Origin of the sequence: Methylorubrum populi (assembly GCF_002355515.1) — a bacterium.
Taxonomy (GTDB): domain Bacteria; phylum Pseudomonadota; class Alphaproteobacteria; order Rhizobiales; family Beijerinckiaceae; genus Methylobacterium; species Methylobacterium populi_A.
Genome location: NZ_AP014809.1, coordinates 3,077,292 through 3,092,665, shown reverse-complemented (window position 1 = coordinate 3,092,665; position 15,374 = coordinate 3,077,292). Strand labels below are relative to the sequence as shown.

Below are 15,374 nucleotides of genomic sequence, written 5' to 3'. Positions count from 1 at the left end.
CGAGGCTCGGGCGTTACCGGGCCATGCTTCGCTGCGTCTCGATCGCAGCGGATGTCACAACGACGGAGTTGCTCGAATGAAGATCAAGACCCTTCTCGCGGCCTCGGCCATCGTCTTCGCTCTGCCCATGGCCGCCCAGGCTCAGGGCACCCTGCGCGGTGCCGAGCGCGGCGCCCAGGAAGGCGCGGATGCGGCCGGACCGATCGGCGGCATCGTCGGCGGCGCGGTTGGTGCGGCCACCGGCACGATCGGCGGCATTCTCGGCGTCGAGGATCGTCCGCGCTTCCGCTCGTACGTTCGCGAGCGCAACGTCCGCTCCTACGACTACGATGGTCGCGTCGTCGTCGGCTCCACTCTGCCGTCTTCCGGTGTGACCTATTACGACGTCCCGAACGAGTACAACGTGACCCGCGGCACCCGTTACACGGTCGTTAACGACCGCCCGGTGCTGGTCGACGGCCGTCACCGGATCATCGAAGTGCTCGACTAAGCACCCGCTTCCCGGGCCGCCCGACGAGGGCGGCACCAACCGGCCCCGGCACTCCGTGCGCCGGGGCCGTTTCTTTTCGCCTCGCCCTGCACCTCCGATGCCTCACCTCGAGCTTGCCGCCCCGATCTTGCAGACCAGCCGAACCGTGCACCTAACCATAAGCCGGCACCAAGCGGCTTGGCCGGACGCAACGGTCTATGTCTTCGATCGTTTATCCGTGCGAGACGATGCTTCAGCAGATCAGGACTGGTGATGAGCGGCCCCGAGACGACGTCCGAAAATCTTTCCGACAGCCCGCCGCTGCCGGAATCAGTACGCGACCATCTTGGTCATGAGTTGCGCGGCGTCCTCACCGAGGCCGCGCCCGAACCGCGCTTCCTCGGCGATGAGCCGACCGTTCCGGAGAAGTTCGAGCCGCAGATCCGCCGGCTCGAAACACGACTGAAGACGCACGAGGAAGGCACGGAGGCGGTGGAACAGGCGCTCGACCGGATCCTCGACGCGTTCGGCGTCACGCCTCGCCAGGACGAGAGCGGAAGGTAACGCCGCTCACGCCTTCCGTGTCGCTAGGAGATCGCGGATTTCGGCCAGTAGCTTCACGTCGGCCGGCACCTCCGCCTCAGGCTTCGGCTTGGCCTCTTCCCGGGATTTCAGCGCGTTCATGGCCCGGATCACCATGAACAGCACGAAGGCGATGATGGTGAAGTTGACCGCCAGCGTCAGGAACTGACCGTAGCCGATCACCGCGCCGACCTTCTTGGCCTCGGCATAGGGCATGCCCTCCTGCACCTTGGAGGAGAGCGGGATGTAGTAATTAGAGAAATCGAGGCCGCCGGTGACCGCGCCGATGATCGGCATGATCACGTCCTGCACCAGCGAATTAACGATTGCGCCGAACGCCGCGCCGATGATCACGCCAACAGCGAGATCGACCACGTTGCCGCGCAACGCGAACTTCTTGAACTCTTCCAGCATGCCCGGCCTCCTTCGGCGTCGCGAAACGAGCGCGCCGTCTGCGAAGCTATGCCGGAGGCAGCGGCTGCCAAGGGGACGGCGTCGGTAGCTCTCACGTTACCTGTCGGCCAATGCCGAGCTCCTGCATCCGTCGGCTTCACGGTTCTGCGACCGATCTTGCGGCGCGATATCTGATGCGTGGAGACAGATCGGCCTAAACGGCCAAGCCATAATAGATTGCCAGATGAGGCAATCTTCGGCCTTTGAAACCCTCTAAGCTGTCAATCTTCGAGAAAACTTTAGAAACAAATCGGTGAGCGTTGCAGGCAGTCCAGCCGGCGGCTGCGGTCGGATATGCGCATTTTGCGCTGCCGTTTAGGATCAGTTCATTTTTAGATTGCTACCGAGAAACGACTACTCCCAATGCTCCTGCCTTTGCCGAGGTACCGCTTCGGATGCCTGACGAACCGCTTCACCATACATTGCCGGATCATCCCGGGCCAAACCAGGGTGAATCGGCAAATGCCGTCACGGGGCACCTGACGCTCGCGCTGCGCGATTACTTCGATCTCGCCAGCCAAGCCCCCCTCCCCGGCCGATTAGCCGAGCTTCTGCAGCAGTTCGAGACCGCCCTCACCGCACACGGCGGGAAGGTCGAGGCCGTCTTCCGAGACGATCTGGTGAAGGCGTTGCCGATGCTGCGCACCTTCGCGATCTCGCTCACCGCCAACCCGACCCGGGCCGACGATCTCGTGCAGGAGACCATGGTCAAGGCCTGGGCGAATCGGGAGCGGTTCACGCCAGGCACGAACTTCACGGCGTGGCTGTTCACCATCCTGCGCAACCAGTTCTACACCGAGGTGCGCAAGGGGCGCCGCGAGGTGGAGGACGCCGATGGCGTCCATGCCGGCACGCTCACAGCCCATCCCGATCAGGAGCACGCGGCGGGGCTGCGGATGGTGATGAACCTGATCGGCACGCTGCCGCTGCCGCAGCGGCAGGCGCTCCTGCTCGTGGGTGCCGAGGGATTCACCTACGAGGAAGCGGCCGAACGGCTCGGCTGTCAGGTCGGCACGGTCAAGAGCCGCGTCAGCCGCGCCCGTGCCTTTCTGATCGACTCGTTCGATGGATTGCCGGACGGTTTGGCGGCGCGGGCCTGACCCGCGCCGTCGCGACGTCTGGGGGAAAGCGAATAAGGAATTCTCCGGCCGTTGATACATAAGGGTTTTTTGCGGAACATGAAAGCGATTGTGGGTCGTTCCGAAAGCGAATACGTGCTGAAACAGAGAGGCTTGAATGTGATAAAATGTTCAGATGGACGCTTGGCACTCTGCTGGTAGTGACATTCCGGCGCTAGCCGTGTCCCCTTCAGGCTGACGGAGTTACGACAATGGCCAACGGCCGCGCCTTGCAGAAGGTCAGCCAGCGCCGTTCGTCACAGAGCTACCGGCTGCACGCCTCGCGTCGGCTGTTTCTTTAGAAATGCCTTCAGGGCGTCCGTACGCCGGTAGATGCGGCCTCTCGCTGTATCCGGGTCAAAAGCCGGCTTGTACCCACGCCTCCGCATGAGGTGGAACACGGCGATAAAGTGCAGATCGAGCATCTGGCCGATCTTGACTGCCGATATGTACTCTCTCTGGAAGCTCTCGACACTCTCGAAGGTGGCGCGACGCGAGCGGCGGTCCGAACCGGAGGTCTTCAGGATACCCTCTCGTACCAAGAATTGGAACGTTGCGCTGCCGATCCCGAGCAGCTTGCAAACCTGATCCCGTGTCGGTGCCTGAGCGGGTCGGCCCTGCGCCATCAATCCCTCGACGTCCGACCGTCTGAGGAGGATTCGGGATAAGCCTTGGCCACGGTCGCGCAGGCCTGCCACGGGCACCGTGCGGCGTGTAAGGGCCTGGAGGAGCCGCTCAAGGCCCAGGAAGCCGTGGCCATCCGTGAACTGCGTGGCGGCGGCGGCATCGATCAGGTCGATGGTGTCAGTGGCAGCCACGACCGGCGCTGACCCCGCTATGTCGAAGAGCAGGTACTCGATCTCCACCCGGCTATACCGGTAGCTGCTCTTGTCATGGGGATTGTCCCGAATTGTCAGATAGCCGGCAGCCTGCAGCGTCGACACGCCGTTCATACTGATGCCGAGCAGCTGCGCAGCCTGTGTTCGGGTGAGGGCGTCATCGTACATCTCCTTGACAGTCGGCAGGAGCGACCGGGGAAGCTTCACCCTCGTGTGGTTGACCTTGCCCGGACCGACAATGCCGAGATCGCAGAGGATCGGGTAGAGTTCGCCGGACCATGGCGCGAGCCCGCAGGTCTCGTTCGTGTAAGTGAGATTGACCCAGCGCGACGCTTCCGCCGGGCGGCCGAAGATCAATGTCTTGGGGCCTGCGGGGACGTTGGCCAGGAAGTGGCGTTCGTACTCCTCGCGCAGCGGCTGCGCGCCGGGCAGGTCCCATCCGTCGAGCCTGTGCCCGAACAGGCGGTAAGCCCGACTCGACCCGTCGTCCCGGCGAGCTGAACTCCCGAGGTTGTCCTTCGCTCGCCGGAAGAGATCGTCCAAGAAGCGCTGATAGGCCCAGGGCCAGCGGCGGAGGATGCGGAAGCTGTCCATCTTCGCCGCGAGCTTGGCTTCCCGAGAAGCACCGCGCTTCCACAGGGTTCCCTTCGTTATCTCGGGCCGCGGCCCAGAGGACGCCCGGTCCGCATGGCGGTCGCGGCCCGCCCGGTACCGGTTGTTCTCGACCTGCCAACCCAAGGAGAACATCAACGCTGTCGCCTGCCCGAGCGGCATCGCGTCGAGCAGCGGGATGGCGCGGTGGGGCCTGCCTAGAAGCCGCCCGAGGATGTACGCGTCCGCCCGCGTCTCCAGCGGGTCGACCTGCTCCGGCTCGACACGGGCCAGGTCCGAGCCGCACTCGCAGAACCGCACGTCCGCGGGAAGAAGCGTGAGGGGCCGTCCGCAGGACGGACACCGGTCGGCCAACCAGGCCGAGTGCCTCGGGCAGACGTCGATAGCTCGCAGGTCCCACCAGCAGCGCCGGTGACAGCAGGCATGGTGGGCGGCCGCCTCGCCGTGCTGGATCACGTCGTCCCGGAGGCAGGCGACGCAGACCCGGCGTTCGGCGTGCACAAACCAGTCGTTGTTGTGGAACTTCTCGCCTCGGAAGTGGCGCGCATGCCAGTCGGGCGTCGGCGTCCAAGATCGAACGAGGCCAGGTTCGAAACCGGCCAGTTCGGCAATGGCCGAGGCGGCGCTTCCACCGACCGTATCCTGATAGGACAAGCCCACGTCGCGGGCGAAGGTGGGAAGGTCCACGCGTCGGTGCCGCAGGGCCAGCCTTGCCAGCAAGCCATAGGCGGGCTCCTCCTCACGGAATCGGACCCGGAGCGCCAGCGAAGCCAAGTCGGTTTCCTTCTAGGCAGGTCCGGCGAGGCGGCGGACGCGACCGTCTCGGGGACGGCTCCATCCTGCGGGGCGGAGCTGAAGAACCGGTTTCGCTCGTCGGCCTTCCCTCCCAGTGATGGCCGTTTCGTCCTCCTTCGCCGCGCCGGTCCTTGTGCATGCCTGGGGCCCACCCGGGCGGCAGCACGCCGCCGGGCCCTCGCGGGGCTGGCGGCGCTCGGATCCCGGCATGCGTCACGATGTGCCCGGCGTCCGTCGTCTAAGCCGGCCTACCGGGCGCGCATCGCGTGGCATCACCCAGCGGACCTGACCGGTGCACATCGCGCAAGTTCGGGCGCGGCGCGCGACACCGAAGCCCCGCTCGGCTGCGCCTCTGCAGGCAGCGGCCGCCGGGAGGGCAAGTCAGAGCGAACCCACGGCTCGTCCCTTTGCGACACGGGGCCGCCGGAACGAGCCGTGGGTACCGCGGCTGTCCCCGGCCGCCGCACTTGCTGGACCCGACGGCTTGCCTCCCGATGTCCCTGCCGGCTGTGCCGCAGGTGCAGGGGAACGGGACGGGCCAGCCCTTCTGGTTCTTGGTGATGCAGTGGATCTCGACCACCGTTTCGGTCGGGCGCGGATCGGGGAGAGGCTGGCCCCTGGGCTTCCGGATCGGACGCTCCACCACCTTCGGTGGGTAGGCGTAGAAGGCGTCTAAACGCAGCCAGGCCGAGGGATTATCGTTCGTGCCTCGATACTCCTCCAGCCACGCGCCAAGCGTCGGCAAGGGGTACGTTTGGCCTCGCTCCCGTGGCAGCTTGTGCCGCTTTATTGCCCTGTCTGTCTTGACCGCTGGGTCTCGGGCGATTGATGCGGGGCGGGGGCTTTCGGAACCGTTCCAGGGACAAAACCCAATCAACTTGACCGTGCGTAGGCTCGCTGACGGTGGGGAGCGGACCCAGCCCCTCCCCCCGCAAGCGGACGTTCCGCGTCCGACCCAACCCAGCCGCCGGGAACGCCGTCCAGCAACCTCGGCTCGGAGTGGCAACCGGAACTTGGCCCTTGATCCGGAAGGCGACGTTCGCCCTCCTACTTCAGGCAGCGAACTTGCGGATCACCGCCTCGATCCTGCGACGGTCGAAGGGCTTGCCGAGGACCACACCCCGCTGCGGGATCTGAGCGGCGTCCCAGGGCTGCGAGGACACCATGAGCAGCTCGATGGGCGGCCAGCGGTCTCGGATCGTCATGGCCATCTGCATGCCGATCGTAGAGCCGCGCATGTCCAGGTCTGCAAACACCGTGCGGATGTCGGCGCGGTTCTCCAGGATCTGGAGCGCCTCGGTCACGCTGGTCGCCTCGATGGCTTCGCAGTCCGCCTGTTCGACGAAGTCGACCAGCGACATCATCAGGATCGGGTCATCCTCGACGACAAGCACGTAGGTCGGGGTTGGGTCTCGGGACTGCGCCATGGGGGTTAGCGAACCTGGACCAGGACATCAGCGAGCGGCGCACGGAACTCGGCGCGAAGGCCCACAGGAGCGTAATCAAGGGCGGCCACGCGCGTTCCCAGCAAGCCCATGCGGATCAGCTTTGACCCGAAGCCGCCACGGTTGCTCGGCGGTACCACCGGCGGCCCATCGATTTCAGCCCAGTCCAACACCAGCGTCGGCGATGGGTCGATCTCGGTGCGCCAGCTGATCCGCACCTTGCCGGCTGCGGTCGACAGCGACCCGTACTTCAGCGCGTTGGTCGCCATCTCGTGCAGCAGCAGGGACAGCGACAGGGCCGCTTGCGGACTGATGTCCAGGTCCGGTCCATCGAGCGCGAAGCGGTCGAGGTCCGCCTGCATCACCAGCACGCTCTCCATCACGCCGCGCATTCTGGCAGAGGCCCAACTCCTCTGCACCAGCACGTCATGGGCGCGCGACAGGGCGAGCACCCGGCGCTCGAACGCCTCGACCAAGTGCCGTTCGGTGACCCCGCGGAGGGTCTGTGTGGCAATGGACTGCACGATGGCCAGGGTGTTCTTCAGGCGATGCGACAGCTCGTGGTTGAGGATGTCCTGCTGCTCCGCGGCACGCTTGCGCTGGGTGAGGTCGGTGACGGTGACGACCGCGCCCACTACCTCTCTCTCACGGAGCAAGGGAGCGTTGGTGCACGTCACCGGCACCGGCGTGCCATCCTGCCGGAAGAAGACCGTCTCCTCGGCAAAGATCGGCGTTCCCTCCCGCAAGGCTCGCACGAAGATGCAATCCTCGGCGGGGAAGGCGGTGCCATCCTCCCGGTGATGATGCAGCGTCTCATGCAGGTTCCGGCCCACCAGCTCGCCGGCGGGCCAGCCGAACAGCCGCCCGGCCGCCGGGTTGGCTAGCAGGATCGTGCCGTCAGGATCGAGCCGGAACACGGCTTCGCTGACATGATCGGTGACGGAGCGCAAGATATCGGTCTGCTCGACCAGGGCCTGCTCTACCTCACGCTGGCTGGTGCGGTCACGCAGGATCTTGAGAAAGCCGATCACTGCGCCGGCCTCGTCCTTGAGCGGCATTAGCTCGCCGCTGGCCCAGAACCGCGAGCCGTCCTTGCGCAGGTGCCAGCGTTCGTCGATGCCGCGCCCCTGTTCGAGAGCCGTGCGCATTTCCTGCGCCGGGATCGCAGCGGCGCGGTCCTCCTCGGTGAAGAAGGTTTCGGTGGGGCGGCCGACCATCTCCTCAGCACGCCAGCCCAGGACGTGCTCGGCGCCGGAGTTCCAGGTGGTGATGGTGCCGGACAGGTCCATGGCGACCATTGCGTAATCGGTCGAACTTTCCACGATCGCGCGGTAGCGGGCATCGCTGGCGGTCAGCGCAGTCTGAGTCTCGCGTGCACCTGCGACGTCCGAGGTCACATCCTCGACGTAGTGGATCAGGCTCAGGACCTCCCCACCCGGGCCCGTCACCGGCACGGAGAGCGGTCGCCAGTGCCGCTCCACGAACACGCCGTCTGAACCTCGGATGTTGTAGTGCTGCACGGCCATGCGATCTGGCAGGCCGGTCTGGATGGCGCGATCGAGGGACGCACGCAGGTTGCGTTCGCCGAAGGCTTCCGGCGTGGCCGGATCGTCCGGGAAGACCTCGAACAGCGACCGACCCATGATCGCCTCGCGCTGGGTCATGGTCGCGCGCAGGTAGGCCTCGTTCACGCCGATGATCGTGAAGGTGGGGCTATCGGCGGCGAGCAGGAGGTACGGGTTCGGAGTGGCCTCGAACACGTCGTGGGATGGAACGGCAGCCCTCATCGGGCAGCCTGCGGAAGCTGCGCCACCGCTTCGATCCGATCTACGCGAGCACAGGCGCCAACCATCCCATCCAGGATGGTGACTTGGCGCTCGTGGCGCCGTGCGCGGGTTGTAGGCGGAGGCTCATCCAACAGCCCGCTTCTCCAGGTGCAGATACGTCGGATTAAACGAAGAAACCCGGAGAAGTTCATCCCGCGACTCGATCATCGAGTCGATCATCGGCTGCCAAACGGTCGGAGAGGGAGCCTTCCGAGGGTCGGCAAAGGATCGTGAGCGGTCCCCGTGTCTATGGCCGCTTCGGTGCATCCGCCGTTCGGACGCGGACGCTGCGAGGTGCGCCTGACCCAGGCGGGAGCAGGGCCGTGGCGGGTGCCAGAGGAACCCAATCTTTTCGGCGTCTTTGTCTGCAGGCCAGACGTTAAGGCCATCGCCGCGCGCGGGGACGACCTCATCATTCGCCCAGGAGGCACCCTGGCCACCCTGAATGGGGCTTCTACGTGGTCGGCGGGTGCGGTCCTGGCGGTCTCCTGGTTCGCACCGGCGTCCCAGGATCTGTGGGACAGCCACCCTGTCCGCCCGACGCGGCCGCGGAGCGGAAGCCGCGCCCCGGTTTGACGTTGCCGCCCCCCCCCCCTTGCCGCATCGCGCCAGGCCTCCCCGGTCACGTCGACAGGGTACCTCACGGCCTGGGCACCGCCAACCCTTGTCGCTGGGCCTCCGCGCGGAGGTAGAAGGTCTGGCGACATGTTGGCGGCCCGGCCGCGACGGTGACCTGCCGGTCGGCCATGAGCCTGGTCGCCCGCTTCGGGGAGGTGCCGAGGAGGCGCGCCGCCTCGCTGGCCGGGATGTACCGGCGCGCGAACGTGTCGACCTCACCGCGCCGGAGGGAGCGCCGGCCCGGCCGGACCCGGCCGAGCAGGCCCAAACGCCGGAGCGACCGCGCCGCCTCGTGGTGGATGCCCAGCGCCTTGGCGGCCTCCTCCACCGTCAGCCCGTCGTCCTTCCGAAGACGGCGGAGGTCCGCGGGCCTGACCATGATCGCCGCCAGGGACGGCCGCCCGGGCGCGACGCCGGTCGCCCGGACGTCCCCCTCCCGCAAGCCGGTGCAGGCGACCTCGACGGGAACGCCGGCGGAGCGGCAAGCGCTGGCCAGCATGGCCGATCCGTGCGGGAGCTTACGGCGTACCGGGACGCCCTTGACCAGGGATCTCAGGAAGAGCTCGGCGACCGCGACTTCGAAGCGGCCGGCCGTCGCGCCTGGGCTGTCGCCCGCGGGGGGGACTAGCCCTGCCTCCACGATGCGCCGAGCCTGTGCCTTGCCGACGCCCAGGATCGCGCGCAGCCCCTTCGCATCGGTCGTCCGATCCAAGGCCTCCCGCAGGCGGGTGAGACCCACGCCGTCGATGGGGAAGGCGACGCTCCGGCGGATGCCGCCGGGCAGCATGCCTCCCCGCCCCAGGATGGCCCGGGCGCGGGCATGCCCCATGCCGAGGGCGGACGTCGCCGTCGCGAGGTCGACGAGAGGCCCACCGGGGCCGCCGCCGAGTGCCCGTTCCCGCTCCGGGATGACGCCGTTCGCCACGGCATGGTCCCGCAGGGCGGACTTGAGCGTCCTGCCGAACTCGTCGTCCGGCAGGACACCGATCCAGAGCTCATAGACCCACCCGTAGGACCCGATCAGGCCCGGCCCGCCTCCCCGTGCCCGGCCCTCCGCCAGAACCTGGTCCAAGGCACGCGCGAGGCCGTGCCGCCAGTCAACGAGGAGCGCCATGCCGGCATCCCGAGATGCCGCCGCGTCGCTCCCGTCCAAACGCGGCTTTCGGGCGCTCCATCGCCCTGTTGCGACGAGCCCGAGCCGTTCCAAGGCGCGAACCGCGTCCCGGTAGCTCAGGGCATCGACGAGGGAAGTCCCCGAACGGATCCCGGTGAGGCGCCCCGCGAGGTAGTGGTCTGCCGGGCTCGGCCGGCAGCCGTTCGCCTCGGCGGCCGGCAGGAGCGATGCCCCGCAGGGGCACCGGTGCACGGGACCGGCCCAGCCAGGTCCGCGGCCGCAGGCCGCGCACGTCTGCGCGAGCGGGACGCCATGCACCGCGCAGCCGAAGACCGACTTGACGTCCCACCAGAACCGGTGATGGGCGAGCCGCTCCGTCGGCAGGCCCCGCCCGAGTGCGAGCCGCGCGTCGTCGGCGAGGCAATGCGGGCACCAGCGACGGTTCGTCGTGGACCAATCGCCGAGCGCGATGCGCTGCCCGCCCAGGTCGACCGTGCGCCCCGGGGCGTTGACCCGCGGGGAGCGCTGCCCGAGCGCGAGCGGGTCGAAGCCCGCCAGGCGTGCCACGGCGTCGGCGCCGCCGCCGCGCAGGACGCTGCGAAAGGACAGGCCGCAATCCGCCGCGAAGCCGGCCGCGTCGCCGGGACGTCGATGACGCGCGGCCAGGCGCATCAGGGTGCCGTGCGCGGGCTCGCCGGGCATTTCCGGCACGCGAAGCGCGAGCGGAGCGGCGCTCACGCCGGCCTCCCGAAGGCGCTCGGTGGTGCAGCCTCCTTCGTCCTGTGCGCCGTCACCCGCGACTGGTCGGCAAGGCGGTCGCCGGCCATCTTGCGCCAGAGCGCGCGGAACGCTTCGCCCTGCGCCAAGTAGGGGTTGTCGTCCGACGCGGCCTCGGGGCCGGCGTCGCGCGCCCTCCCCTCGGCCTCTCCCGTCCGCCCGGCCGGGACCTCGTCGGGGAACCCAGCGTCGAAGTCCAGCAGGACGGCGGGCTTCCGCTTGAGGACCAGGTCGGCATACGCCCCGGCCATGAGCGGCAGGTCGATCCGGGACTTGCCGTCGGCCACCGCCGTCTCAAGCGCCAGGCTGAGATGAGCCGAGATGATGCCGACATGGCCGCCCGTCGCGCAATAGATGCGGGCGGCGAAATCGAACCCGATGAGGTTGGACGGCTCGGGCAGACCGAGGTGCCGTTCGAAGAATGCAAGCATCCCGAGGTACTTCCTGCGCCCCGTGCGGTCGCTCCAATTGTAGGGATCCAGGTGCACCGGCGGCCGGAAGCGCCGACGCAGCTGCCGGAGCTTCTTGGTCTCGGGGAGGACGCCGAGGTGCGGCAGTCCTGCGAGCACGATCTGCGTCGAACACATGTTCAGCAGCTGCTTTAAGAATTCAGCTGCATCCTCAAGGTCGTCCGTATTCTTATGGTCGACGATGTGGTGCGCCTCGTCGATCATGAGCACCTCGACGCCCATCTCCTCGCAGAGCATCTTGATCTCGCTCAGGATGCGCGCGGTGTTCCATCCGTCACGCAGTCGGTACCCAGGTTCGAGGGCATCGAAGATCGCCGCGGCGAGCTGACGCGGCGTGGTCCGCTTCGGGGCCTCGACGAAGATCACCGGCCGGACGTCGCCATCCTCCGTGGCCCGCTTCGGGTTCTCTTCCGCCAGGGTCTCCAGGATGAAGCTCTTGCCGGCTCCGGGCTCCCCGAGGATCAGCAGCGCGCGCGCCTTCAGCGGCTTGACCCCCTTCGGACGCCAGCGCCGACGCAAGGTCTCGATGGCGCGCCTCCCCTTCTTGAACAGCTCGTGGGGCACCACGGCATGCTCGAAGGACCTGACCCGCTCACTGATATCCGCGTCCGTCGGCGTCATGCCCGGCTCCATTCGTCCATGAGGGCGTCGAGGTCTTCCGTCAGGCTCTCGTGAAGCGAGCTGGCGGACGGGGGCGGCGCCGTCGGCGCCGGGGCGGAAGGCGTATCCGGCGCCACGGGCGCAACCGCGGCGGGGACCGGCTCGGCCGCCGGAGTGCCCTTGACCCGCTCCGGCTGACCCGCCTTCCGGGGACCGACGGGCGTGAAATACTCCCCGTTCGGATAGCGATATCGGGCGACCTTGGCCGCGGTCGTGACGGACCCTCCGTTGCCGAGGATGCGGTCGCTCTCCTCCTCGACGCGCTGCTTGGCCAGGACGATGTCCTGCTCGGTGACGAAGCGGCCGGCCCCGGAGCTGCGCGCCTGCTGGAGGTGCAGGCCGGCCGCGAAGATCGACACGTTGTGGGCGATGGCCTGGTTGGTGCAGTCGACCGGGATGTGCTCGCCCGTCTCCTCGTCGAGGACCCAGATCCTCCAGAGGTCGAAGGGGTCGAACCGGACCTGGTAGAGCTTCTGGCGCCCGCCCCGCCGCTCGCGGAGGGCGGTCAGCCGGTCGGAATGGTAGTTGAGGCCTTCCAGGTGGATGCCGGTGTTGCCGATGGGCCGCTCTCGGACCTGGCCGATGAGTTCGATGATCTGGGCGTGCGACGGGACGGCCCGGATGCCGCCGTTGCGCGCGACGAGGTCGTTCCAGACGTCGAGCGGCCGCGCCTCCAGCGTCCTGTGCCGCGTGACATGATAGTCATCGACGATGTAGCCGAGCAGGTCCCGGCGCAGCTGGGGCAGCGTGGTCTCGGCCCGCTTGATCGAGTTGTAGTCGCCGCGCGCGACCGCGCTGTGGAACGTCTTGCCCTCGCGATGGGCGTAGACCTGCGCGTTGAAGCGCCCGAACAGCCGTTCCAGCTTGCCCTTCAGCCACGGTGCCATGACCGGAAGGGGGCGGATGCGGAAGTTCATCGCCGTCTCGCTGCGCCGCAGGCTCTTCGACCGGAACTCCTTCCCGTTGTCCACGAACGCGAATTGCGGGATGCCCTCGCAGGGCCAGGGATTGCTCAGCCCCTCGATGCCGCGCAGGTCCTTCGGCCAGAACGCGTGCCCCATGCAGCGCTGGAGCGCCGCGTAGCTCGGCACCTCGAAGGACAGATGGCACCCGATCAGCATCCTCGACGCGCGGTCGAGCGCGGCCGTGAACCACGGCCGGCCAATCGCGCGCCCGGTTTGCTCGTCCACGACGATCAGGTCGACCAGCGAATGGTCGAACTCGACCTCCGCCATCACCTTGGCGAGGCGATCCGTCTTCCGGAAGACATTGAACGTCAGGTAAGCCTTCCGGCCCCCTTCCCGCACCTGCATCTCCTCCCGCGCGTCGAGCATCCCGTTCTTGAGGGTGCGGAAGGCCGCATAGGTGGGATAAGGGCGCGGCTCGCCCTTCCTCCGCGGCTTGTCGGCGTCGAGGCCCTTGCCTTTACAATGGTCCTCGAACTTGCCGTACGCGTAGGTCAGCGGCGGCCGGCGGCGGTCCTTGACCAAGTAATACTTCTCGATATGGGCCCGCATCTCGACGTAGATCCACTCGGCATAGCGCTGCGTCCGGTCGCCCCGACCACGAAAATCCGGCAGGAGCACGCGGATGTCGCGGTCGTGCGTGATCCAGGTCCGGTACCAGAGCTCGACCGTGCGGGGCTTCGGAACGACGAGAGGCTGCCCCTTCTTCGGCCGCTTCAGCTCGGTGGCAGCCTTGCGCTGCCGCTGGCGCCGCCGCTCCGCGAGCGCCGCCGCGTAGGCGACGTCCTCCTCGCGCCATTCACGCTCGAAAGCCGCGAAAACGTGAAGCGCCGCCCATACGTAGCTCTCCTCCAGCGTCTCCCCCGCCCCGTGCCAGTCATCCACCTCGCGCACGTACTCGGCCCGGCGCAGGGCGATGGTCTTGAGGTCTTCGGGAAAGGCCTCGAACGCCTTGGACAGGCAGTAGGCCACGTGTTCGTCGGCCTCGGGATCGGCGGCATAGAGCTCGACGGCATGGTCCAGGCGGAGGTCGTGGATGTGATCGTCCGACCAGGTGACCGCGTCCTGGTCCCCGAGCTGCACGAGCCAGCCCTTCCGCTTCCGCTTCAGAACCTTCCAGAGTTCGGGACGGCCTCCCTCGCGCTGCACGTGCACGTGCGCGCCGGGATGGAGCTCGATTTGGGCGGCGCTCACGCGGTCCTCCGGCCGACAAGACGGCTTCGCAGGGAGAGGGGCTGGTCGAGGTCGATCCGCAACTCGTCGAGGGCAACGAGCCCGAGCAGCGTACCGAGGGCGTCCGGGCCGAGGCCGGCCGAGCGCAGGAGCTCGCCGGTGGTCCCCGCGCAGGTGCCCGCCCGAATGGTTCGGCGCAGGGCCGCGAGCGCCGGCTCATCCCAGACCGGTCCGGCGTGGCAGAGGATCTCGCGCGCATTCTCAAGGCGCGGTGACCGCCGGATCTCCTTCTCGGTCCATGTCTCGAACGTCGCCCCGCGCCGCGCGCTTTCCGCTTCGATAGCCGGGCGCCTGCCGCCCAGCGAAGGGTCCTTCCGAAGGCGACGCAGGGGCTTGACCTCGCGGTATGCGCGCGCGCCGGCGGTGGTCAGGATCAAGAAGTCGGGCACGTACCGACGCACCTTGCCGTCCTGCCGCCAGCGAAACGCCTCCGGCTGCGCCCAGAAGCCATCCACCTCGGGATCGACGCACAGGATGGTAACCAGGTCCGCCTCCAGCAGGCTTTCGTAGGGGACGTCTCCCTGCATCCGGTGCGACCAGATGCGGTGCATGAAGGACCAGCGGCTTCGGCCTTCCGCGCCCGTGCGAACCGGTGCCCAAGGCTGTGCCGCACCGGGAGGAGCGCGCCCGGGTGCGAAGCCGAGCCGAAACGGTGCCTCGCGCGAGAACGGCAAACTTCCACCTCCCCTGCCTCGTGATCGTCCATATCGCGGCGGGCCGACACGCCGGCAGGCTAGCCCGGGTCGGCTAAGCTTGACTGAATCCCACCTCGCCGGCGTGTCGGGGCCGTCCCCCGGACCGGCTCCGGCCCGCGACGCGCGGCGCCTGGCGGGTCAGGAGGATCCGGTCTCCGCCCCGGCTTCCGAGCGCCTGCCCGCTATGCCGGATCCGCCCGCGAACGGTGCGCGGCGACCGGCGACGGACGGCGAGCCGGGTCCGAGGAGCCGGTGCGGTCCCGGCGATCAGGCCGGCCAAAGCCGCGGCTCCCCGGCCCGAGGTGCCTGCCTCGCTGCACGGCGTACAGGCATCGCCGCCGCGAGCGCCAAGCCGTCACCGGGAGCCGGCAGGAGACGGCTCGGACGCGGCGGAACGTTTCCGCCGCGCGGCCTCAAGGTCGATCACGTTGGTCGTCCCGGCCGAAGGCAACGCCCGATTTGCCGCGTCCGGTCTCGCCGCGGCCCGTGGTCCGCCGCGGAGGGGGGCCTTTCCTGCGGGAGCATCCCCGCACGGCACGCGGTGCCAGGCGCCGCGGACCAACGCGAAGATCCAACGTGGGTCAGCTGCGTCGACGGCCACGCGAACCCGGCGCTCACCGGCCATCCGGGCCGCCTGGACGGCAGGAGACGAGTAGGTCCGGCCGTGGACCCGCACGCCCAGCCGGGTGATGTGACGGTCGAC

Annotated in this window: 12 protein-coding genes; 4 read left to right on the top strand and 8 right to left on the bottom strand. The window is 68.2% G+C overall.

Annotated elements, in window-relative coordinates:
- The first annotated feature begins 76 nt into the window (after positions 1 to 76).
- Both MPPM_RS14155 and MPPM_RS14150 read left to right on the top strand, forming a co-directional pair.
- Positions 77 to 490, top strand: a complete 414-nt coding sequence (locus MPPM_RS14155; protein ID WP_096485574.1) for a DUF1236 domain-containing protein — start codon at positions 77 to 79, stop codon at positions 488 to 490.
- A 252-nt stretch (positions 491 to 742) separates the two neighbouring features.
- Positions 743 to 1,033 carry a hypothetical protein gene (locus tag MPPM_RS14150; RefSeq protein WP_096485573.1) on the top strand — a complete coding sequence of 97 codons (291 nt, stop codon included), beginning with the start codon at positions 743 to 745 and terminating at the stop codon, positions 1,031 to 1,033.
- 6 nt (positions 1,034 to 1,039) lie between these two features.
- Here MPPM_RS14150 and mscL read toward each other — a convergent pair whose 3' ends face one another.
- A complete protein-coding gene (gene mscL / locus MPPM_RS14145) occupies positions 1,040 to 1,465 on the bottom strand; it encodes a large conductance mechanosensitive channel protein MscL (RefSeq protein WP_096485572.1) in 426 nt (141 codons plus the stop codon).
- Positions 1,466 to 1,899: 434 nt separating this feature from the next.
- Between mscL and MPPM_RS14140 the strand changes: the two genes are divergently transcribed.
- The gene (locus MPPM_RS14140) at positions 1,900 to 2,604 is read left to right on the top strand and encodes a sigma-70 family RNA polymerase sigma factor (RefSeq protein ID WP_096485571.1); all 705 of its coding nucleotides are present in this window, start codon (positions 1,900 to 1,902) and stop codon (positions 2,602 to 2,604) included.
- A 275-nt stretch (positions 2,605 to 2,879) separates the two neighbouring features.
- Here the strand turns inward: MPPM_RS14140 and MPPM_RS14135 are convergent, their stop codons facing one another.
- On the bottom strand, positions 2,880 to 4,847 hold the full coding sequence (locus MPPM_RS14135) for a TniQ family protein (protein ID WP_096485570.1): 1,968 nt from the start codon (positions 4,845 to 4,847) through the stop codon (positions 2,880 to 2,882).
- 515 nt (positions 4,848 to 5,362) lie between these two features.
- Here MPPM_RS14135 and MPPM_RS28390 point away from each other — a divergent pair.
- Positions 5,363 to 5,527, top strand: a complete 165-nt coding sequence (locus MPPM_RS28390; protein WP_162296269.1) for a hypothetical protein — start codon at positions 5,363 to 5,365, stop codon at positions 5,525 to 5,527.
- A 393-nt stretch (positions 5,528 to 5,920) separates the two neighbouring features.
- Here the strand turns inward: MPPM_RS28390 and MPPM_RS14125 are convergent, their stop codons facing one another.
- The 6 genes from MPPM_RS14125 to MPPM_RS14095 form a co-directional block, all read right to left on the bottom strand.
- On the bottom strand, positions 5,921 to 6,295 hold the full coding sequence (locus tag MPPM_RS14125) for a response regulator (protein ID WP_096485568.1): 375 nt from the start codon (positions 6,293 to 6,295) through the stop codon (positions 5,921 to 5,923).
- Positions 6,296 to 6,300: 5 nt separating this feature from the next.
- Positions 6,301 to 8,100, bottom strand: a complete 1,800-nt coding sequence (locus MPPM_RS14120) for a PAS domain S-box protein (protein WP_096485567.1) — start codon at positions 8,098 to 8,100, stop codon at positions 6,301 to 6,303.
- 679 nt (positions 8,101 to 8,779) lie between these two features.
- On the bottom strand, positions 8,780 to 10,609 hold the full coding sequence (locus MPPM_RS14110) for a TniQ family protein (RefSeq protein WP_096485566.1): 1,830 nt from the start codon (positions 10,607 to 10,609) through the stop codon (positions 8,780 to 8,782).
- A complete protein-coding gene (locus MPPM_RS14105) occupies positions 10,606 to 11,739 on the bottom strand; it encodes a TniB family NTP-binding protein (RefSeq protein ID WP_157914195.1) in 1,134 nt (377 codons plus the stop codon). Before MPPM_RS14105 ends, MPPM_RS14110 begins: the two co-directional genes overlap by 4 nt.
- Positions 11,736 to 13,937 (bottom strand): TnsB C-terminal domain-containing protein, encoded by a 2,202-nt coding sequence (locus MPPM_RS14100; protein ID WP_096485564.1) that lies wholly within the window; start codon positions 13,935 to 13,937, stop codon positions 11,736 to 11,738. The genes MPPM_RS14105 and MPPM_RS14100 overlap by 4 nt, the downstream gene beginning before the upstream one ends.
- Entirely contained in the window at positions 13,934 to 14,527 is a 594-nt protein-coding gene (locus MPPM_RS14095; protein WP_096485563.1) for a hypothetical protein, read from the bottom strand. Before MPPM_RS14095 ends, MPPM_RS14100 begins: the two co-directional genes overlap by 4 nt.
- Positions 14,528 to 15,374 lie beyond the last annotated feature (847 nt).